Origin of the sequence: Streptomyces sp. DT2A-34 (assembly GCF_030499515.1) — a bacterium.
In the GTDB taxonomy this organism is placed as follows: Bacteria; Actinomycetota; Actinomycetes; order Streptomycetales; family Streptomycetaceae; genus Streptomyces.
The window spans coordinates 9499399-9521073 of the sequence record NZ_JASTWJ010000001.1 but is presented as its reverse complement, the minus strand read 5'-3'; the positions used below and the strand labels follow the sequence as shown (position 1 = coordinate 9521073).

Here is a 21675-nt window from a genome sequence, read left to right as displayed (position 1 = left end):
TCCCTCAGGCAGCCACATGTTAGATAAGGTTAGCCTTACCTTGCAATGGAGCCTGCCGAAGGGGAGAACCGCATGCGCGTCGCCATGTTCGGCTACCAGACCTGGGGCCACCGCACACTCCAGGCCCTGCTGGACTCCGATCACGAGGTCGTCCTCGTGGTCACCCACCCCAAGAGCGACCACGCCTACGAGAAGATCTGGGACGATTCCGTCGCCGAACTGGCCGAGAAGAACGACGTCCCCGTACTCCTGCGCAACCGCCCCGACGACCCCGAACTCCTCGCCGCGGTGCGCGACGCCGAGCCGGACATCCTCGTCGCCAACAACTGGCGCACCTGGCTGCCGCCCGAGCTCTTCGACCTGCCCCCGCACGGCACGCTCAACGTCCACGACTCGCTGCTGCCCTCCTACGCCGGCTTCTCCCCCATCATCTGGGCGCTCATCAACGGCGAGGAGCGGGTCGGCGTCACCGCGCACCGCATGAACGGCGAGCTGGACGCCGGGGACATCCTGGTGCAGCGCTCGGTGGCGGTCGGGCCGACCGACACGGCAACGGACCTGTTCCACCGGACGGTTGACCTGATCGCACCCATCGTGCGCGAGTCGCTCGACCTCATCGCGTCCGGCCGGGCCGCCGCCCACTGGCAGCCGCAGGACCGCAGCCGGGCGAGCTTCTTCCACAAGCGCTCGCTCGAGGACAGCCGCATCGACTGGACCTGGCCGGCGGAGCGGCTGGAGCGCCTCGTACGGGCCCAGTCGGACCCGTATCCCAACGCGTACACGTTCCATCGCGGGCAGCGGATCAGGATCGTCTCGGCCGCCGTCTCCGAGGGCCGATACGGCGGCACCCCGGGCCGGATCTTCATCCGCGAGGACGACGGCGTGGTCATCGTGGCGGGCCCCGAGGCCCACACCGGCCGTCACCCGGGGCTGGCCGTCCGGCGGGTGCGCACCGACGACGGGACGGAGTACGCGGCGGCCGACTACTTCCGCACGATGGGGGGCTACCTGACGGCGCGTCCGAACTGATGCTCCGTCAATCACCTGTACGGCCAGCGCACTTGACCGAAAATCGTTGCTGAGGCAAGCCTTACCTTGCTTTACTGACGGCCGTACAACTCCTGCCTGTCACCGGCGACAAGGGACGCACATGTCGAGAAAGCTCCGCACCACCCTTCTCACCGTCACCCTGGCCGCCGGCTTGGCAGCCTGCGGCTCCGTCAAGGACGACTCGAACACCTCCTCCGACGCCTCGGGCGACGCGAAGGCGGGCGCCTCGTCCGCCTTCCCGGTGTCCATCAAGCACAAGTTCGGCACCACGAAGGTCACCAAGGCGCCCGAGCGGATCGTGGTGATCGGCAACGGCGGAACCGACGACATCGACGCGCTGTACGCCCTGGGTGTCACGCCGGTCGCCATCTCCAAGGACGCCCTCAGCAAGGACGGCGTCTACCCGTGGCTCAAGGACAAGATCGACACCAAGAAGACGGAGCTCCTCGACACACTGACCGCCGTCGACTACGAGAAGGTCGCCTCCCTCCAGCCCGATCTGATCCTCGCCACCTCCGACTTCACCCTGGACAAGGACTACAAGAAGCTCGCCGCGGTCGCGCCGACCATCGGCTACGAGACGGCCTGGGGGCAGCAGACCTGGCAGGAGCACGTGCAGGTGGTCGCCAAGGCCGTCGGCAAGGAGGAGCAGGGCGAGCAGGTCGTCAAGGACACCGAGGACAGCATCGCCGCGGTGAAGGAGAAGCATCCCAAGCTCGAGGGCAAGACCTACAGCCTGTCCATCGGCAACACCCCGGCCAAGATCTTCACGATCGCGTCCGAGGACGACTTCGCGGCCAAGCTGATGAGCCAGGTCGGGATGGGCCTGACCCCGTCGGTGAAGAACATCAAGACGGTCAACGGCAGCCCGACCGGTGAGCTGTCCTTCGAGCAGCTCGACAAGCTGGACGCCGATCTGGTCGTCATCGCGTTCACCACGCCGGACCTGAAGAAGGCGTTCGAGGCCAGTGACCTGGTGAAGAACATGTCCGCGGTGAAGGACGGCCGGTATGTCGTGACCGACGTCGCGACCATCAGCCAGCTCCGCAGCCCGTCCGCGCTGGGCATCCCGTGGGCGCTGAACAACCTGGAGCCCGGCTTCAAGAAGCTCGACTGACCGGCCCGAGGGGGAAACGGAGGAGGGGCGGGGTGCCTGCGGGCGCCCCGCCCCTCCTTCTCATGTGTCCTTCGTCAGTGCGGACTCATGTGTCTTTCATCAGTGCGGACTCATGTGTCCTTCAGCGCGGAGTCGACCTCTTCCGCCGACATGGCCTCGATCTCCAGGTGGATCGCGGCGACCTGTTCGAGACGCCCGGGCGTCTGCTCCTCGGCGGACAGTCGCTTGGCCATGCCGCCGGCCGTCAGGGTCGCGAAGAGGGAGCGCACGGTGACCTCCGAGGTGTCCAGCGCCTCACGCAGCCGGCCGACGATCACGGTGGCGAGGACCGAGTCGCCGCCGAGGGCGAAGAAGCCGTCGCCGAGGCCGACGCGGTCGACGCCGAGGACGTCCTGCCAGACGCGGGCCACGACCGTCTCCAGGGCGCTGCCGGGGTCCCGGTGCTGTTGTTCCGCCTCCGCCGCCTGCCACAGCGCCTGTACGGCACGGCGGTCGAGTTTGCCGTTGGCGGTGAGCGGCAGCTCCTCCGCCACGGCGATCCGGGCCGGGACCATGTGCGGCGGCAGTACGGAGCGCGCCCACTCCCGCAGCTCGTCCTCGGCCGTCCCCGCGTCGGCGGCCACCGCGGCCGCAAGCTGGACGCCCTGGCCCCGGGTCAGCCCGGCAACGGCACGCCGTACGGCAGCGTGTCCGGCGAGCGCGGCCTCCACCTCGCCGAGTTCGATCCGGAAGCCGCGCAGCTTGACCTGGTGGTCCCGGCGGCCGAGGAACTCCAGGATGCCGTCGGGCCAGTACCGCGCGAGGTCACCGGTGCGGTACCAGCGCAGCCCGTCCGCCTCCGTGAACCTCTCGGCCGTACGCGAAGGATCGGCCCGGTAGCCGAGCGCCACCCCGTCCCCGCCGATCCACAGCTCCCCCGGCACCCAGTCCGGGCAGTCCCGGCCGTGGGCGTCGACGACCCGGCAGCGGACGTTGCGCAACGGGGTTCCGTACGGCACTGCCCGCCACCGCGCGGGCACTTGAGGGCCCGTCACCTCACAGACGGTGGAGTGGATGGCGGTCTCCGTCGTGCCGCCCAGACCGGTGAACCGACAGCCGGGCGCCCTCGCGGCCAGGCGCCCCGCAAGGTCGGTTCCGACCCAGTCACCGCCGATCAACACGGCGCGCAGGCCGGTGAGTTGGCCCGGTGCGGTGGCCAGGAGGAGCATGTCGAGCAGGGGCGGTACGCAGTTGATGAGCGTCACCCGATGCGTGCGCACGAGGTCGGCCCACTGGCTCGCCTCGCGCCGGTCGTCCTCGTCCACGAGCACGACCGCGCCGCCCGCGCCGAGCAGCCCGAAGGTGTCGTAGACGGAGAGGTCGAAGTCCAGGGCGGACAGGGCGAGACAGCGGTCCGAAGTGCCCACGGCGAACCGGTCGTTGAGGTCGTCGATGGTGTTCACGGCGGCCCTGTGCGGCACCTCGACACCCTTGGGCTCGCCGGTGGACCCGGAGGTGAACAGCACATAGGCGGGCTGTTCCTCGTCCACCGCCACCGGCTCCGGCAGGGGCTTGGTGCGCACCGCCTCGGCGACCGGCAGGGCGTCGAGACCCTCGGCCGGGCGTCCGTCGGTCAGCGCGACACGGAATCCCGCCGTGGCGCGGATGCGGTCACGGCGGGCGGGCGGCTGTTCGACGCCGATCGGCACGTAGGCGGCGCCCGCGGCCAGCACGCCCAGGACGGCGGTGATCTGGTCGGGCCCCTTCGGGAGGCTGACCGCGACCGTGTCGCCGGGCTGGACGCCGCACTCCACCAAAGCGGCGGCGGTGCGCAGCGCGCGTTCGGCCAACTCGCCGTAGGACAGGACGCCTTCGGCGCCCCACAGCAGCGCGGGGGCGTCCGGCTGCTCGGCGGCGCGTTCGAAGAAGCCCTGGTGCAGCAGCAGGTGGCTGCGCGGGCCGTCGGTGGCGTTGGCCTTGGCGCGGACCGCCGACTGCGCGGGCGGCAGCAGAGCCGGCAGCGGCCGCTCCCAGACCGTGTCGTCGGTGCCGAGCCGGGTGACGAGGCCGTGGAAGGCGGCGAACATCGCGTCGACCATGCCGGGCGGGAAGGCGTCCTCGCGGACGTCCCAGTTGACCAGCAGACCGCCGTCGACCTCGGTCACCTGGGCGTCGAGAAGCACCTGCGGTCCCTGGGAGATGATCCAGACGGGCCTGCCGAAGGACGTGCGTACGCCTGCGTCGAAGAGCTCACCGAGGTTGAGGGCGCTGGTGAACACCACGGGTGCCAGGACCTGTTCGCCGTTGTGCCGGGACAGGTCCCGCAGGACTTCCACGCCGGAGTAGTCGGAATGCGCCGCGTCGGTGTGCATACGGTCCTGCAGGCGCCGCGCGTGCTCGGTGAAGGTGCCCGGTTCGGCCAGGTCGACGTCGAGCAGGACCGAGCTGGTGAAGTCGCCGACGAGCAGGTCGACGTCGGGGTGGGAGCCCCTGCGGTCGAACATCGGCACGTTCAGCAGGAAGCGCGGCTGTCCGCTCCAGGCGGCCAGAACCTCCGAGAAGGCGGTCGCCACCGCCATGGCCGGGGTCAGCCCGTGCTGGTGGGCGCGGGTGGTCAGCCGGCGCTTCTCCTCGGGCGGCAGCCAGTGGTGGCGGCGGGTCACCCGGGTCGGGTCCGCGCGCTCCGCCTCGGGCACGAGGGGGAGTTCGGGGGCGCTGGGCAGCTCGGGGATCCGCCGCTGCCACCACGCCTGCGCCTGTTCCCGGCTCAGCCGCCGTACGTCCGCGCGCTCGGCGAGGTACTCCGGGTAGCTGGTGCGGATCGCGGGGAGCGGGGTGCCGGGGTTCTCGTAGAGCTTGGCGAGATCGCAGAGCAGCACCCGGTAGCTGAGGGCGTCGGCGGCGAGCATGTCGACGTCGACGTGCAGCCGGCTGCCGCCGTCCGGCAGCAGCGAGAGCTGCACCGAGAAGACCTCACCGGTCGCGATGTCCAGGCGCGCGTGCGAGGAGGCGTGCCGGATGTCCTCCAGCTTGGCCGCCGCGGTCCGGGCGTCCAGCGTCCGCAGGTCGTTGACGACCGTGGCGGGGCCGGTGAGGTCGGGCAGGATCTCCTGCCGGCCGTCGTCGGTGAAGCGGGCGCGCAGCATGCCATGGCGGGCCGCGAGGGCGCGTACGGCCTCGTCGAGGCGGTCGGGGTCGACGCCGGAGCCGTCGAACTCGACGTAGAGGTGGGCGGCGACGGAACCGAGCGTGGTCTCGTCGCCCCGGCCGATCCAGTAGGCGTGCTGCATCACGGCGAGCGGGAAGGGCTCGCGGGGTTCGGGGTGGGCAGGCGGCAAGCTCGGGGTGTCGGCAGTCGGCCGGGCTGCCGGGACGTGGGCTTCCAGCAGTGTCCGCCAGGCGCGCAGGGTCGGTTCCTTGGCCAGTTCGGCGAAGCTGACCCGGACGCCCTGTTTGCGCCAGCCGCCCGCGATCTTCATCAGGGTGATGGAGTCCAGGCCCCAGGCGATGAGGCTGTCGTCCTCGCTCGGCGCTGCCTCCGAGCCGAATGTGTCGGTGACCGAACGGAGCAGCTCGTCCGCGGTCGGGTGGTGCTGCGTCACCGGTTCCTCCGAAGTCGTCCGTGGGGCTCAGAAGTCGTCCGTGGTGGCTCAGGAGTCGTCTGTGGGATCAGAAATCGTCGAGGTCGTTCTCGAAGTCGTCGATGTCCTCCTGGGTCAGTTCGACCAGGGGCAGGTCCGACGGGGTGAGGCCGCCCGCCGGGGCGTCCTCGGCGTGCCGGGCGAGGCCGTGCAGGGCGCGCTCCCAGAGGGCGAGCAGCTCGCCCGCCTCGGACTCGGTCAGGAAGCCGTCCGGCCAGGACGCGGAGACTTGCAGCCGGACGCCTCCCGCCTCCTCCACAGCCACGGCGTTGATCTCCAGGCCGAAGGCCGGGGGCCGCCCCCGGTCGGGCGGCACTCGCAGCATGGGGGCCTCGGGGGCCAGCTCCCAGGGTTCCTCCGCCGTACCGGACGCCGTGAAACGGCCGAGGTAGTTGAAGAGGATCTGCGGCTGCGGCAGTTTCTCCAGGGCCGGCGCGGTGTCCGGGTTGAGGTGGCGCAGGAGGCCGTATCCGAGGCCGTGGTCCGGTACGGCGCGCAGCTGCTCCTTGATCCGCTTGAGTGCCGTGCCCGCGGCGGGCCCGCCGGACAGCGCCGCGTCGAGGTCCAGCGGGCCGGGGTCGATGCCGACGGGGTGGACCGTGGTGAACCAGCCCACCGTGGCCGACAGATCGACGCCCTCGGCGATGTCCTCCTCGCGCCCGTGCCCCTCCACGCCGACGAGCAGCGAGCGGCCGGTCAGGTCGCCGCGCCGCTCCCGCCAGGCCGCTGCGGCGAGGGCGAGGGCGGTGAGCAGGACGTCGGGGACGGCGGCGTGATAGGCGGTGGGCACGGATGTCAGGAGGGGGGCCGTGACGTCGTCCGGGAGGACGAGGGTGTGTTCACGCACGCTCCCCGCGATGCCGAGGTCACGCTCCAGGAAGGGGCGGGCGCCGTCCAACTCCCCGGTCCACCGGGCGAGTTCCCGCATCCGCTCGGGCTTGCGCGCCTCCTCGGCCAGCAGCCTGCTCCAGGTGCGGAAGGAGGTTCCGGAGCGTGGGAGGGCTCGTCCCGACCGCCATGCCTCCGCCAGGTCGGACGTGATGATCCGCCAGGACACTCCGTCGACGACCAGGTGGTGGGCCACGAGCAGCAGCCGGGCGGAGTCGGTGAACCAGACGGCCTGGAGCATGCGCCCGGCCGCCGGGTCGAGCCGGGTCACGGCGGCGGCCAGCTCGTCGTCGAGCGCGGCGTCCCGCACCTCACTCAGCAGTTCGCCCGCACGCACCGCTCCTTCGGCGGGCACCACCAGCCGGTTCGTCACCCGGGCGCGGAGCATGTCGTGGCGGTCGAGCAGCGCTTGGAGTACGTCGACGGCGGTGTCGTACGTGAGGTCCGGCGGGGTCACGAGCAGGACCGCCTGGGCGAGACCGTCGTAGGAGCCGTCGGGTCCTGCCGTCGCCCGCATGATCGGGGTCAGCTCCATCTCCCCGACGGGTTCGTCGGTGACCTCGGCCCCGATGCGCTCGACGGATGCACCGGCCGCCGCGGCCAGTCCGGCCGGGGTCGGCGTCTGGAAGACATGCCGGGGGCTGAGGGCGATACCGGCCTTGCGGGCCAGGGTCACCAGCCGGATGGAGACGATGCTGTCGCCGCCGAGCTCGAAGAAGTTGTCGTCGACGCCGACGCGTGCCGGCCCGAGGACGGAGGCGAACAACTCGCAGAGCCGCCGCTCGCGTTCGTCCGCGGGCTCCCGTGTCGGTGCGGCGGAGGTCGTGCTCGCGGGCGCGGGCAGGGAGCCGCGGTCGACCTTGCCGGACGGCAGCAGCGGGAAGGCGTCGAGGGCGGTGAGCGTGCGCGGCACCATGTGTTCGGGCAGCCGTTCGCGGAGCCAGCCGTGCAGGTCGCCGAGTTCGTGGGCGGCCAGGTAGTAGCCGGCGAGCTGCTTGACGCCCGGGGCGTCCTCCCGGATCACCACGACCCCGCGCCGCACGCCCGGGTGCTGTTCGAGGATCGCCTCGATCTCCTCCAGCTCGACGCGCATACCGCGGATCTTCACCTGGTTGTCGGCCCGGCCGAGGAACTCCAGGGTGCCGTCGCGCTGCCACCTCACCAGGTCGCCGGTGCGGTAGAGCCGTTCGCCGGGCGGGCCGAACGGGTCGGCCACCCAGTGGTCGGCGGTGCGGCAGGGGTCGTTCACATAGCCGCGGCCGAGATAGACGCCCCCGGCGTACAGCTCGCCCGGCACCCCGACCGGCACCGGCTGGAGCCGGTCGTCGAGGACGTGGAGCCGGGTGTTGCCGTTGGGCCGCCCGATGGAGACGGCGCTGCGGATGGCGCCCGTGCGGTAGACGACGTGGCTGACGCCGATGGTGGCCTCGGCCGGCCCGTACCCGTGGTACATCACGGCCGGGCTCGCGGCGCGGAAGCGGGCGAACAGCTCCGGGGTGAGCACCTCGCCGCCGCACCACACGTGCCTGAGGGAGCGGGCCCGCCGGGCGAAGCCGTCCAGCTCCAGGAGCAGGTCGAGCATCGAGGAGACGAGGTAGGTGAAGGTGACCCGGTGCCGTTCGACGGTGTCGAGCAGATAGTCCACGTCGCGTTCGCCACCCGGTTCGGCGATCACCACGCGGCCGCCGTTCACCAGCGGCAGGAAGATCTCGTTGATGGAGATGTCGAAGCCGAGCGGCGCCTTGAACAGGGCCGCGTCCTCGGTGCCGAAGCCGAGCAGGCCGCGCTGCCACAGCAGCCGGTGTGCGATGGCCCGGTGTCGGATCATGGCGCCCTTGGGGACGCCGGTGGAGCCGGAGGTGTAGATGACGTAGGCGAGGCCTTCGGGATCGACGGGGACGTTGGGGTTGTCCGGCTGCTCCGGTCCCTCCAGGCGCACTTCCATGAACGGTGGGGCGTCGTCACCGAGTACCCCTCCGTGCCCCGGCTTCCCCAGCACCGCCGTGAGGGCCGCGCTTTGGCACACCTCGGCGATCCGGCGCGCCGGCCAGGACGGCTCCAGCGGGACGAACGCCCCGCCGGCCTTCAGCACGGCGAGCAGTGCTACGACCATCTCCACCGAGCGTTCCAGATGGATGCCGACGCGGCGCTCCGGTCCGACTCCGAGCGAAGTCAGCTGGCGGGCAAGGGCGTTGGCGCGGGCGTTGAGCTCGGCGTAGGTCAGCTTCAGGCCGCCCTCGATGCCGTACTCGACGGCGGGGAGGTCAGGGGTCTTCGCCGCCTGTTCCTCGACCAGTGCGGTCAGGGTGGTGGCGGGCATGGGGTGTGCGGTGTCGTTCCACTCCCCCAGCATCAGGGAACGCTCACGGGGGGTGAGGAGGTCGGCCAGGGCGACCGGCAGATCCGGCTGCCGGGCCAGCTCGCCGACCAGCCTGACGAACCGCTCCACCAGATCCTGCGCGGATTCGTGGTCGTACAGGTCGCTGCTGTAGACGAGTGCGCCGGTGACGCCGTCGCCTTCCCTCCGCTCGAAGACATGGAAGGCGAGGTCGGTCTTCGCGGTGTGGAAGTCGACGCGCAGCTCGCTGAGCGTCAGCCCCGCGAAGTCCCTTGCCGCGTCGGGGGCTTGCTGGTGGGCGAGCATCACCTGGAACAGCGGATGGCGGCCCATCGAGCGGGCCGGGGCGAGCGCGTCCACGAGCCGCTCGAACGGCAGGTCCTGATGGGCGTAGGCGTCCACGTCGGTCTCGCGCACCCGGGCGAGCAGCGTACGGAACGTCGGGTCGCCGGAGACGTCGGTGCGCAGCACCAGGGTGTTGACGAAGAGACCCACCAGGTCGTCGAGGGCCGCGTCGCCCCGTCCGGCGACCGGGGTGCCGAGGGGGATGTCGTCCCCGGCGCCCAGGCGGGCGAGCAGGACGGCGAGGGCGGCTTGGAGCGCCATGAAGACGGTGCCGCCGGCCTCCGCGGCCAGGTCCCGCAGCGCGCGGTGGACCTCCGCGTCGAGGGCGAAGTCCACGGCACCGGCCCGGTATCCGGCGACGGCCGGGCGCGGCCGGTCGACGGGCAGCTGGAGCTCCTCGGGCACCCCCTCCAACTGCCGCGCCCAGTAATCCAGTTCCGCCTCGGCCAGGCCACCGTCTTCCAGCAACTGCCGCTGCCACAACGTGTAGTCGGCGTACTGTACGGCGAGCGGCGGCCACGTGGGGCGACCGCCCCGCGCCCTGGTCGCGTAGGCCGTCTCCAGGTCCCGCAGCAGTGGCTCCGCCGACCAGCCGTCGGTGGCGATGTGGTGGACGAGCAGGAGCAGGACGTGCTCGTCGGGGGCGAGGGCGTACAGCGTGGCGCGTACGGGGATCTCGGCGTCCAGCGCGAAGGAGTGGGCGGCGGCCCCGCTCAGCAGCGCGTCGAGTTCCCCGGACCGGGCCGGCACCACCTCGAAGGGCACGGCCGCGTCCGTCAGCACCCGCTGGTAAGGGGTGCCGTCGTCGTCCGGGAAGACCGTGCGCAGCGCCTCGTGGCGGTCCACGACGTCGTGCAGAGCGGCTCGCAGGGCGTCGGTGTCGAGCGGTCCGGTGAGGCGTACGGCGGTGTGGATGTTGTACGTCGGGCTGGGCCCCTCCAGCCGGTACAGGAACCACAGCCGCGCCTGCGCGGAGGACAGCGGCACCGGGTCGGGGCGCCGGGCGGGCAGCAGCGCGGGGCGCCGCTCGGCGGCCGGGGTCTGAAGGAGCGGGGCGAGCGCGGCCACGGTCGGGGTGTCGAAGACCGCCCGCAGCGGGACGGCGGCCCCGAGCTCGGCCCGGATGCGGGCGACCAGTCGGGTGGCGAGCACGGAGTGGCCGCCGAGGGCGAAGAACTCGTCGTGGATGCCGACGGAGGGCAGCCCGAGCAGGTCCGCGAAGAGGGCGCAGAGCGTCGCCTCCGCTTCGCTGCGGGGGGCGGTGGCGGTGGTGAGGCCGGAGAGGTCGGGGGCGGGCAGGGCCGCGCGGTCGAGTTTGCCGTTGGGGGTCAGCGGCAGGTCGTCGAGGATCACGACGGCGGAGGGCAGCAGGTGTTCCGGGAGCGTCGCCTTGAGGTCCTGCCTGACCCGCAACGGTTCCAGCGAGGTCCCGGGGTGGGGTACGGCGTACGCGACCAACCTCGGCTCGCCCAGCCGGTCCTGACGTACGGTCACCGCTGCCTGGGAGACGCCGGGCAGTGCCGCCACGGCGGCCTCGGTCTCGCCCGGCTCGACGCGGAAGCCGCGGATCTTCACCTGATCGTCCGACCGGCCGAGGAACTCCAGCGTTCCCTGCGCGCTCCAGCGGACCAGGTCTCCGGTGCGGTAGAGGCGGGCGCCGGGCGGACCGTAGGGGTCGGCGACGAAGCGGTCGGCGGTCAGCGCGGGGCGGCGGAGGTAGCCACGGGCCAGCTGGGCGCCGCCCAGGTGGAGCTCGCCGGGGACGCCCGGCGGTACCGGGCGCAGGGACGCGTCCAGGACCAGGGTGCGGGTGTTCCACACCGGGCGGCCGATCGGCACGGCACCGGCGGCGGACACCGTGCCCTCGGCGCAGGGCCAGGCGGTGACGTCGACTGCGGCCTCGGTGGGGCCGTACAGGTTGTGCAGCTCGGTTCCGGGCAGCAACTCGGCGCACCGGTCGGCGAGTTCGGTGGGCAGGGCTTCGCCGCTGCACACCAGTCGGCGGATCACCCCGCGCGCCTGCTCGGCAGCCGGGTCGTCGAGGAAGACGCGCAGCATCGAGGGGACGAAGTGCGCGGTCGTGACCCGTCGATCCCGGATCAGCTCGGCGAGATAGCCGGGGTCGCGGTGACCGCCGGGACGGGCGAGCACGAGCTCGGCCCCGGTGATCAGCGGCCAGAAGAACTCCCAGACGGAGACGTCGAAACTGGTGGGAGTCTTCTGCAACACCCGGTCGGCCGGGCCGAGTTCGTACGCCTCCTGCATCCACAGCAGACGGTTGGCGATCCCGGCGTGCGGGACGACGACCCCCTTGGGGCGGCCCGTGGAGCCGGAGGTGTAGATGACGTAGGCGGGATGGTCGGGGCGGAGGGGCTGAAGTCGGTCGCCGTCGGTGATTTCGGCGGTATCGAAGGCGGTGGTGTCCGTGTCGAGCAGGAGCAGTGGCACCCCGGGCGGCAGGAGCCGGGCCGTGTCCGAGGCCGCAAGCACGAGCGTCGGCTCGGCGTCCTCCACCATGAACGCCAGCCGCTCGGCCGGGTAGCCGGTGTCCAGCGGGACGTAGGCGGCACCCGCCTTGAGCACCGCGAGCAGCGCCACCACCAGGTCGGTTCCGCGGTCCAGGGCCACCCCCACCAGGTGCTCGGGACCCACACCGTGGGAGATCAGCAGCCGGGCGAGTCGGTTGGCGCGGCTGTGCAGGGCGGCGTAGTCGAGGCCGGGCCGGCCGTCGTCGGCGGTGAGGGCGGGCGCTTCGGGGGTGCGGGCGGCCTGCCGGGCGAGGAGGTCGGTGAGGTGGGTGGCGGGGACGGGGTGGCCGGTGGCGTTCCACTCCTCCAGGACCCGGTGCTGCTCGATCTCGGTCATCAACGGCAGCCGGGACAGCGCGAGTTCCGGCTCGGTGAGGGCTGCGGCGAGCAGCGTCTCCAGGTGCTGGAGCAGCCGGTCGACGGTGCCGGGGGTGAACAGGCCGCTGCGGTAGGTCGCCTCGATCCGCAGGCGGCCGCCGGTGAGGAACGCCTCCAGGGACAGGTCGAACTGGGTGGTGTCGTTGTGGACGGTCTCCCATTCGGCGGTCACACCGGGCAGCTGCGGTCCTTCGAGTCCCTGGGTGAGGAAGAGGAGCATGACGTCGAAGTAGACGGAGCGGCCCGGCTGCCGTTCCGGCTTCAGCTGCTCCACCAGTTTGTCGAAGGGCATGTCCTGGTGGGCGTATCCGTCCGTGCACAACTGCCGTGCCCGCTCGACCAGTTCGGCGAAGCCGGGGTCGCCGCCGACGTCGGCGCGCAGGGCGAGGGTGTTGCCGAAGTTGCCGATCAGCTTCTCGAGGCCGGGGAGGTCGCGGTTCATGACGGCCGAGCCGATGGGGATGTCGGTGGCGCCGGTGATGCGGTGCAGCAGGGCCGCCAGTCCCGCGAACAGCACCATGAAGGGGGTCGCGCCGGCGTTGCGGGCGAAGCCGGTGAGGCGGTCGGTGACGTCGGGGGTGAAGGTGTGGAAGCGGCGGTCGCCCTGCGCGGTGGGACGGGCGGTGCGCGGGGCGTCGGTGGGCAGGGCGAGGGGGCGGGGCGGGGGGACCAGGACGGTGCGCCAGTGGTCGAGGTGTTCGGCCAGTCGCTCGTCGGTCCAGGTGGTGCGCTGCCAGTGCGCGAAGTCGCCGTATTGGAGGGGAAGTTGTTCGAGCAGCGCGGGCTCGCCGGTGACCGCCGCCCGGTAGAGGGCGCTCAGGTCGCGGGAGAGCGCGTTGAAGGTCCCTCCGTCCCAAGCTATGTGATGGACCGTCAGGACGAGGGTGTGGTCCCGCTCCGCGCGCTGGATCAGCAGCGCACGCAACGGGTGGTCGGAGGCCAGGTCGAAGGGGGTCGCCGAGGCGGTCCGGGCCAGTTCCGCCACCCGGCGGTCCCGTTCCCGCTCGGGCGCCCCCCGCAGGTCCGCCGTGGCGAACTCCACCTCCGCCCCGGCGTCCACGAGCTGCTCCGGGGTGCCGTCCCCGGCGGCCGGGTAGCGGGTGCGCAGCACCTCGTGCCGGTCGATCAGACCCTGTAAGGCCGTGCGCAGGGCGGCCGGGTCCAAAGGGCCGCGCAGGCGGATGGCGAGGCAGACGTTGTAGGCGGGGCCGGCCGGGTCGAGCTGCTGGAGCAGCCACATCCGGGACTGGGCGTACGACAGCGGCAGCCGGGCCGTGTCCGCCGGGCGCCGTGGGATCCGCTCGGAGCGCGCCCCGGCGTCGGCCAGACCGGCGTTCTCCAGCCGGCGGCGCAGGAGTTCGCGCTTGCGTGCGGCGAGGTCGGCGGTGGGGGTCTCCGTCACTGGTCTCCGCCTTTCAGGAGCAGTTCGAGGGACGTGGTCCAGAGCGCGGCCAGCCGGTGGATCTCGGTCTCGGTGAAGAGCCGCTGCGGCCACTGCCAGCACACCGAGAGTTCCGCTCCGGTGATCACCGCGTCGACGACGAGGGCGTAGGGGGCGGGCATCTCGGGGTCGGCGCCACTGCCCATGGCACCGGTCTCGGGTGCGCTGGTGAACACGGCGGTCCCCCGCCGCTCACCTGTCCCCATCCGGCCCAGGTAGTTGAACTGGATCTGCGGCTCGGGCAGTTGGGCGAGCTGCTCGGCGGTCTCCGGGGCGAGGTGGCGCAGCAGACCGTAGCCGATGCCCTTGTCGGGCAGGTCGGCCAGCTGGTCGCGGACGCGCTGTACGTGGTCCGTGGTGCCGGGGTCGAGCCGGACCGGGAAGACGCTGGTGAACCAGCCAAGGGTGCTGGACAGGTCGGCGCCCGGCACAAGGTGCTCCTCGCGGCCGTGGCCCTCCAGGGCGATCAGCACGGAGCGGTCGGGTGCGCCGCGCCAGGCCGGTACGGCGAGTGCCAGCGCGGTGAGCAGCACCTCCTGGACGGAGGCGGTGGTCAGGGGTTCGGTGATGTCGGGCCCCAGGGTGGTCCAGTGCCTGCGGATGGTGGACCTGGTGTCCTGGGCGGGGTCCAGGGGGCCGGCGCCGAGGGGCGGTTCGGGTCGGTCCAGCACGCCCTTCCAGAAGGCGAGTTCGGGCGAGCGGCCAGGGGCCAACTCCCGAAGCTCCCGCGCCCACTCCCGGAAGGAGGTGCCGACGGGTGACAGATCCCTGCCCTCCCAGGCGGCGGCCAGGTCGGCGACGAGCACGCCCCAGGACGCGGCATCGGTCACCAGGTGGTGCAGCACGACCAGGAGGCGGCCCTCACGACCGCCGCCGGCGTCGAACCACAGGAACCGCGCCATCGCCCCGGCGGCCGGGTCGAGCTCGGCGACCAGCTCGTCCATCGCCTCCGGGACGAGTGTGCCGATCGCCGTGTGATCCAGGCGCTCGGCGTCGATCCGGCGTACGCAGTCGGCGGCGCGGGTCGTGCCCGCGGGTGCGGCGTGGAAGCGCCAGGACCCGTCCGCTGCCCGGGCGAAGGTGGAGCGCAACAGGTCGTGGTGGTCCAGGACGGACTGGACGGTGCGGTGCAGGCCGTCGAGGTCCATCTCGGCCGGGGTGCGCAGGAAGCGGGCCTGGCTGAGGGCACGGAAGGGAGCGTTCTGTTCGGTGAGCCAGGTCAGGACGGGGGTGAGGGGTATGTCGCCCCTTCCCGCGTCGGGGTCGCTCGTGCGGCGCTCGGCGGTGGCCACGCGTTCGGCGAGTTCCGCGATCGTGGGCCGCTCGAACACGTCACGCGGCGAGATCGCGAGCCCCGCCGCCCGCGCCTGGCTGACCAGCCGCATGGACACGATGCTGTCGCCGCCGAGCGCGAAGAAGCTGTCGTGCACGCCGACCGTGTCCAGCCCCAGCACCTCGGCGAACAGGGTGGCGAGCCGCTCCTCGACCGGGTTCCGGGGCGGCTGCGCGGCCGGCCCGGCGGAGCGGGAGGGTGCGGGGAGGGCGGCGGTGTCCAGCTTGCCGTTGAGGGTGAGTGGGAAGCCGTCCACCGGGACGAACGCCGACGGCACCATGTAGTCGGGCAGAACGGCCGCCACGGCGCGGCGCAGCAGCTCCGCCGGGTCCTCGGTCGGGGACGGGGACGGTCCCGGGACCGGCGGCGGGGACGGCGGCACGGACGGCGGCGCGGACAGGATGACGTAGGCGACCAGGCGCCGTACGCCGGGCGTGTCCTCGCGGACGACGACCGCTGCCCGTTCGACCAGCTCGTGTTCCAGCAGCACCGCCTCTATCTCGCCGGGTTCGATCCGGTAGCCCCTGATCTTGACCTGGTCGTCGACCCGGCCCAGGCACTCCACCAGGCCGTCTGCGGTCCAGCGGGCGATGTCGCCGGTGCGGTACATGCGTGCGCCAGGGCTGTCGGAGAAGGGGTCGGCGACAAAGCGGGCCGCGGTGGCGGCCGGTTGGCCGAGGTAGCCCCGCGCCAGGCCGGCGCCCGCCACGTACAGCTCGCCCTCGACGCCGACGGGGACGGGGTTGAGGTGTCCGTCCAGGATGTACAGGGTGCCGCCCGCCACGGGGCGGCCGATCGCGGGACGCTCGCTGAGGGCGAGGTCGCAGTCTGCCGAGTCGACGGTGCATTCGGTGGGGCCGTAGAGGTTGTGGGCGGCCAGCCCGGCTGTCTCCCGCAGAGCGCGCCACAGGTCCGGGGGTACGGCCTCGCCGCCGACGCCGAGCACCTTCAAGTCCGCCTGCCAGTCGGCAGCTTGGGCTACCAGCTCGGCGAGCAGGGAGGGGGACAGTTCGATGAACTCGATGCCGTGGCGGGCGAGGAAGTCCCGGAGGGCTGCGGGGTCTCGGCGGACGTCCTCGGGCACCATGTGGAGCTCGTGGCCGGCGAACATCCAGAGCATGGGTTGCCAGGAGGCGTCGAAGGCGATGGGCCAGGCGTGGCCGATCCGCAACGGCCGTCCACCGACCGCCGCGGCGGCGGGTTTGTGCAGGGCGGTGTTGTGGGCGGTGAAGAGGTTGACGATGGCTCGTTGGGGGATGGCCACGGCTTTGGGGCGGCCGGTGGAGCCGGAGGTGTAGATGACGTAGGCGGGGTGTTCGGGGAGGAGGGGGTAGAGGCGGTCGGCGTCGGTGAGGTTGGCGGCAGGGGTGTGCGCGAGGCGCTCGCGAGTGGCGGGGGCGTCGAGGAACACGAAGCGGTGGGGTGGCAGGGCCGGATGGTGGCTGCGGGTTGAGTGTGGCTGGTCGCGCCCACGCGGCGGAGCCGCATATGTCACAGCCCCGCGCCCCTTGAAGGGCGTTGCGGTCGTCGTCGTGACAAGCGTCACCGGGCGTGCGTCCTCCAACATTCCCGCGATGCGCTCTTCTGGCCACGCCGGATCCAGTGGCAGATAGGCCGCACCCGCCTTCTGGATCGCCAGGAGCGCGGTCACGGTGTCGGGTGTCGGGGGCAGCGCGAACGCGACGATCTCTTCCGGACCGGCACCCAACTCAACCAGCTGCCTGGCGAGTTGGTTCGCGGCGCTGTTCAACTCCGCGAACGTCAGACTCCGCCCGTCTCCAACCACCGCCACCGCGTCCGGCGTACGAGCCGCCTGCGCCTCGAACACCTCCGGCATCGTCGGGTACGGCACCGGCAGCCGCTCCCCCGCCCCGCCCGCCAGCAGCGCGGCCCGTTCCTCGGGTGCGAGGACGTCGAGCGCGGCCAGGGGGGCGTCCGGGTCGGCCAGTACGGCCTGCATCAGCCGCTCGAAGCGGCCGGCCAGCTCCTCCACGCCCGCGCGGTCGTAGCAGTCGGGCCGGAACTCGAAGACGATCCCGAGCCGTTGCTCGGCCAGCACGGCCAGGGTCAGGGGATAGTGCGTGGCGCCCGAGCCCTTGACCTCGGCGATCCGTAGTCCGGCCGATGCCTCGGCCTCCGCGACCGCGGTCTCGTCGATCGGGTAGTTCTCGAAGACGAGCAGGGTGTCGAAGAGGTCTCCCGCGCCGGCGAGGCGCTGGATCTCGGTGAGGCCCAGGTGCTGATGGTCCATCAGTCTCGACTGCTCGTCCTGAAGGCGGCGCAGGAAGGCACCGGCCACCTCGCCCGGCGGTACGGTCACCCGGACCGGCACCGTGTTGATGAACAGGCCGATCATGGACTCCGCACCGGTGAGTTCGGCGGGCCGTCCCGCCACGGTCGCCCCGAAGACCACGTCGTCCCGGCCGGTCAGCCGCGCCAGCAGCAGCGCCCACAGACCCTGCACGACCGTGTTGACGGTGACGCCCCGGCTTCTCGCGAACTCCTGCACCCGGCCGGTCAGTTCCTCGGTCAGCCGCAGGGTGTGCAGCTCGGGCGGTACGGGGACCAGCCCGGCGGCCGAGGGCGACAACACCGTCGGCGCGGCCCCGGCCAGTGCCCTGCGCCAGGCGGCGGCGGAGGCCTCCCGGTCGCGGGAGGCGAGCCAGGCCAGGAAGTCCCGGTACGGCCGTACGGCGGGCAGGGGTGCGGTGGTGCCGGGGGCGAGCTGGGCGGCGTAGAGCTGGAGCAGTTCGCGGACCAGCAGGGGGATGGACCAACCGTCCAGCAGGAGGTGGTGGTTGGTGAGGATCAGGAGCCAGCGGTCGGTGGCTCGGCGCACCAGGGTCAGGCGCAGCAGTGGCGGGTCGGTGAGGTCGAAGCGGGCGGTGGCGTCCTCGGCGACCAGCCGGGCCACTTCGCCCTCCCCCATGGCGTCTGCCTCGGCCCAGTTCACAGGAACCTGCTTGAGCACCACCTGCACCGGTTCGTCCAGGTCCTCGTGGAGGAAGGCGCTGCGCAGGTTGGCGTGGCGGGCGAAGAGTTCCTCGGCGGCGGTGCGCAGGAGGGCGGGGCGCAGGGGGCCTTCGATCTCCACCAGGGTCTGCATGGTGTAGACGTCCTGGGCATCCTCGTCGAACAGGGCGTGGAACAGCAGGCCCTGCTGCAGCGGGGAGAGCGGCAGAACGTCCTCGACCAGGGAACCCTCGTCCCCGGGTGCCTTGCTCATCGAGTCCTCCACCTCGCCTTGACGTTGTCGAGCTGCGACGGGCTGAGTGAGACCAGCGGGGCGCCGGTCGGGGTGAACTCCTCGGGCGCGGGGCCGGTTTCGGCGGGCAGGGCCCCGGCGAGAGCGGCCGGGGTGCGGTGGGCGAACACGTCCCGAGGGGACAGGGCGAGCCCGGCTCTGCGGGCCCGGTCGGCCAGCCGGACCGAGACGATGCTGTCGCCGCCGCGTTCGAAGAAGTCGTCGTGGGCGCCGACCCGTTCCAGGTCGAGCACTTCGGCGAAGAGCCCGCACAGCACCTTCTCCGGTTCGGTGCGGGGTGGTTCGTAGGTGGATGTCTCCGTGAAGTCGGGGGCGGGCAGGGCGCGTCGGTCGAGTTTGCCGCTGGGGGTGCGCGGCAGCTGCTCCAGGACCACCACCGCCGACGGGACGAGGTGGCCGGGGAGCCGCTCGGCGAGGGTGCGGCGCAGGGCGGGCGGGTCGAGGGCGGCCCCGGGGTCTGCGACGACGTAGGCGACCAGGCGTCGCGGTGCCGAGCCGTCCTCCCTGGCCACGACCGCGGCCCGGGCGACACCCGGCAGCGTCCGTATCACCGCCTCGATCTCGCCGGGCTCGACCCTGTAGCCCCGGATCTTCACCTGGTCGTCGGCCCGGCCGAGGAACTCCACCGTGCCGTCGGGCCGCAGTCTCGCGAGGTCGCCGGTGCGGTAGAGGCGGCTGCCCGGTGGGCCGAAGGGGTCGGCGACGAAGCGTTCGGCGGTGCGGCCCGGTTGGTTCAGGTAGCCCCGGGCCAGTCCGTCTCCGGCCAGGTACAGCTCGCCGACCGCGCCGATGGGGGACGGTCGCAGGAAGGGGTCGAGGACGTGGACGCGGGTGCCCGCGATGGGCCGCCCGAGCGGCACCGGGCCCTCGCCGCCGTCGTGGACGTGGACCAGGCTGTCGCCGGCCGCCTCGGAGCAGCCGTAGAGATTGACCAGGCGTGCCTGTGGCCAGCGCCGGGTGACGGCCTCGGCCAGTTCGCCGGGGAGGGTTTCGCCGCTGGAGATCCAGGTGCGGACGGAGGAGAAGGCGTCCGGCGGGGAGGATTCGACGAGGGTGGTGTAGAGGCTGGGGACCGCGGTGAGCACAGTGGCCCGGTGGCGGTCGGCCAGTGCGGCGAGGGCTGTCGGGTCGCCGGCCGCCTCGTCGTCGGCGAGTGCCACCGCCTCGCCCGCCGTGAGGGCGCCGAGCAGTTCGGTCAGGCCGTCGATGAAGCTCAGCGGGCTCTTCGAGACGCGGACGCCGGGTGAGCCGTCCCCAGCACGGCGTCCCCCCGGCTCCCGGCCCCAGTGGAGCCGGTTGGCCAGCGCCCGCTGGGTTCCGATCACGCCCTTGGGGCGGCCGGTGGAGCCCGAGGTGAAGATGACGTACGCGGGGTGTTCGGGAGACAGCGGCGGTCGCTGCTGTACGGCCGACGCCGTCTCCGCGTCCGGCGAACACACCAACTCCTCCTTGATACCGAGCAGTTGTGCTGTGCGCGGATCGCAGATCACCAGTCGGGGCTCGGCGTCGTCGAGCATCAGGGCGATGCGGTCGGGCGGGTAGCCCGGGTCGACCGGCATGACGGCGGCTCCGGCCTTCAGTGCCGCGAGGAGTGCGGTGACCAGGTCGGGGCGGCGGGGCAGGGCGACGGCTACCACGGACTCCGGTCCCGCGCCCCGGGCGGTCAGGGCGGCCGCCAATCGGTCGGCGCGGGCGCCGAGTTCGGCGAAGGTCAGGGTGGTGTCGCCGTGCAGGACGGCGGGGGCGTCGGGGGTGCGGGCCGCCTGGTCCTCGTACAGGGCACGGACGGTGGGGTGCGGCAGGGGGCGGGCGGTGCTGTGCTGTGCGGGGGGCTCGTCCGTGGAGAGGCGGGCCACGGGACGGGTGGGGTCCTGCGTGAACTCCTTGAGCAGGGACCGGAGTCGGGTGGCGACACGCCCGACCGTCCCACGAGACGGCGCGGTGGGTTGATGACTGAACGTCAGCGTCATCCGGTCGCCCGGCAGCGCGGTCACAGCCAACGGGTAGTGCGTGGCGTCCCGGACCGAGACTCCTGTCATGCGGGGACCGTCGGGGCCGAAGGCGCGAGCGATGCCGTCGTCGTCGATGGGATAGCTCTCGAAGACCAGCAAGGTGTCGAACAGGGCGGTGTGCCCGGCGGCGCGCTGGATCTCCGCGAGGCCGAGGTGCCGGTGGTCGAGGAGTGCGGCCTGCTCGGTCTGCATCCGGGTCAGCAGGCCGGCGAGCGGCTCCTCGGGCCTCAACCGCACCCGTACGGGCAGGGTGTTGATGAAGAGGCCGACCATTGTCTCGACGCCGGGGACGTCCGCGTCGCGGCCGGAGACCGTGGCCCCCAGGACGACGTCCGTACGGCCGGTCAGCCTGCCGAGCAGGACGGCCCACAGGCCCTGGAGCACCGTACTGACGGTCACGCCGTGGGCGCGGGCGGCGTCTGCCAGTGCCGAGGTCTCCTCCGCGGAGAGCTCCAGGACCAGCCGTTCGGGCTGCTCGACGGGGCGGTCCCGGGCCTCGGGCGCGATGAGTGACGGTTCGTCGAGTCCGTGCAGGGCGGCCCTCCATGCCTCCCGCGCCGCCTCGCGGTCCTGGCGGGACAGCCACGCCAGGTAGTCCCGGTAGGGCCGCACGCGGGGCAGGGCCGCGGCGTCGCCGCCCGATGTGTACAGCTGGAAGAGCTCACGCACCAGCACGGGGGCGGACCAGCCGTCCCAGAGCAGGTGGTGCGAGGAGATCAGCAGCCGGTGGTGCCCCTCCCCGAACGTCACGAGCCGGAACCTCAGCAGCGGCGGACGGGACAGGTCGAACCGCTCGTCGCGGTCCTCCTCCAGCATTCGGTCGAAGGCCTGCTCACGCTCCTCGGGCGGCAGCGCGCTCAGGTCGGTGACCTGCCAGGGGACGGCGACCGCGCTGCGCACCACCTGGACCGGGCGCCCCGACCGCGAGGTGCGGAAGGCGGCCCGCAGATTGGCGTGCCGGGCGAGCAGCGCCGTGACGGCCAGGCTCATCCGCGCTCCGTCCACCGGCCCTTCGAGCCGGATGACCAACTGGCCGGTGTAGAGGTCCCGTGTGCCCTCGTCGTACAGCGCGTGGAAGACCATCCCCTCCTGCATGGGTGACAGGGGGAGGACGTCCTCCACGGCCGGGCGGCCGGCCATCAGCCCTCGGCCCCGCGCATGGCCTCGGCCAGGCTGCGCGGGCGCATGTCCGTCCAGTGCCGCTCGATGTACTCCAGGCAGGCGGCCCGGCCGTCGGGGCCGTGCACGGTGGACCAGCCGTCGGGTACGGGCGCGAAGTCCGGCCACAGGGAGTACTGGCCCTCGTCGTTGACCAGAACGTGGAAGACACCGTTGGCGTCGTCGAAGGGGTTGGCCATGG

At 72.4% G+C, this 21675-nt stretch carries 7 protein-coding genes; 2 read left to right on the top strand and 5 right to left on the bottom strand.

Annotated elements, in window-relative coordinates; translation table 11 throughout:
* Positions 1-72: 72 nt before the first annotated feature.
* The gene (locus QQM39_RS42415) at positions 73-1029 is read left to right on the top strand and encodes a methionyl-tRNA formyltransferase (RefSeq protein ID WP_302002897.1); all 957 of its coding nucleotides are present in this window, start codon (positions 73-75) and stop codon (positions 1027-1029) included.
* Between the two features lie 121 nt (positions 1030-1150).
* Positions 1151-2167: an iron-siderophore ABC transporter substrate-binding protein gene (locus QQM39_RS42410; protein WP_302002896.1), complete on the top strand. Its 1017-nt coding sequence runs from the start codon at positions 1151-1153 to the stop codon at positions 2165-2167.
* A 110-nt stretch (positions 2168-2277) separates the two neighbouring features.
* On the opposite strand, the gene QQM39_RS42405 is transcribed toward QQM39_RS42410, so the two are convergent.
* The 5 genes from QQM39_RS42405 to QQM39_RS42385 all read right to left on the bottom strand — a co-directional run bounded on the left by QQM39_RS42405 (position 2278) and on the right by QQM39_RS42385 (position 21673).
* Positions 2278-5748 carry an amino acid adenylation domain-containing protein gene (locus tag QQM39_RS42405; RefSeq protein ID WP_302002895.1) on the bottom strand — a complete coding sequence of 1157 codons (3471 nt, stop codon included), beginning with the start codon at positions 5746-5748 and terminating at the stop codon, positions 2278-2280.
* A 67-nt stretch (positions 5749-5815) separates the two neighbouring features.
* Positions 5816-13666: a non-ribosomal peptide synthetase gene (locus QQM39_RS42400; RefSeq protein WP_302002894.1), complete on the bottom strand. Its 7851-nt coding sequence runs from the start codon at positions 13664-13666 to the stop codon at positions 5816-5818.
* Positions 13663-18264 carry a non-ribosomal peptide synthetase gene (locus QQM39_RS42395; RefSeq protein ID WP_302002893.1) on the bottom strand — a complete coding sequence of 1534 codons (4602 nt, stop codon included), beginning with the start codon at positions 18262-18264 and terminating at the stop codon, positions 13663-13665. The genes QQM39_RS42400 and QQM39_RS42395 overlap by 4 nt, the downstream gene beginning before the upstream one ends.
* Complete coding sequence (locus tag QQM39_RS42390; protein ID WP_302002892.1) at positions 18261-21455, bottom strand: amino acid adenylation domain-containing protein; 3195 nt, start codon at positions 21453-21455, stop codon at positions 18261-18263. The genes QQM39_RS42395 and QQM39_RS42390 overlap by 4 nt, the downstream gene beginning before the upstream one ends.
* Positions 21455-21673: an MbtH family protein gene (locus QQM39_RS42385; RefSeq protein ID WP_302002891.1), complete on the bottom strand. Its 219-nt coding sequence runs from the start codon at positions 21671-21673 to the stop codon at positions 21455-21457. The genes QQM39_RS42390 and QQM39_RS42385 overlap by 1 nt, the downstream gene beginning before the upstream one ends.
* Positions 21674-21675 lie beyond the last annotated feature (2 nt).

What these genes read in the sequence shown, in the direction of transcription:
- QQM39_RS42385 (WP_302002891.1), bottom strand. Translation starts at nt 21,673, where the DNA reads ATGGCCAACCCCTTCGACGACGCCAACGGTGTCTTCCACGTTCTGGTC.
- QQM39_RS42395 (WP_302002893.1), bottom strand. Translation starts at nt 18,264, where the DNA reads ATGAGCAAGGCACCCGGGGACGAGGGTTCCCTGGTCGAGGACGTTCTG.
- QQM39_RS42415 (WP_302002897.1), top strand. Translation starts at nt 73, where the DNA reads ATGCGCGTCGCCATGTTCGGCTACCAGACCTGGGGCCACCGCACACTC.
- QQM39_RS42390 (WP_302002892.1), bottom strand. Translation starts at nt 21,455, where the DNA reads ATGGCCGGCCGCCCGGCCGTGGAGGACGTCCTCCCCCTGTCACCCATG.
- QQM39_RS42410 (WP_302002896.1), top strand. Translation starts at nt 1,151, where the DNA reads ATGTCGAGAAAGCTCCGCACCACCCTTCTCACCGTCACCCTGGCCGCC.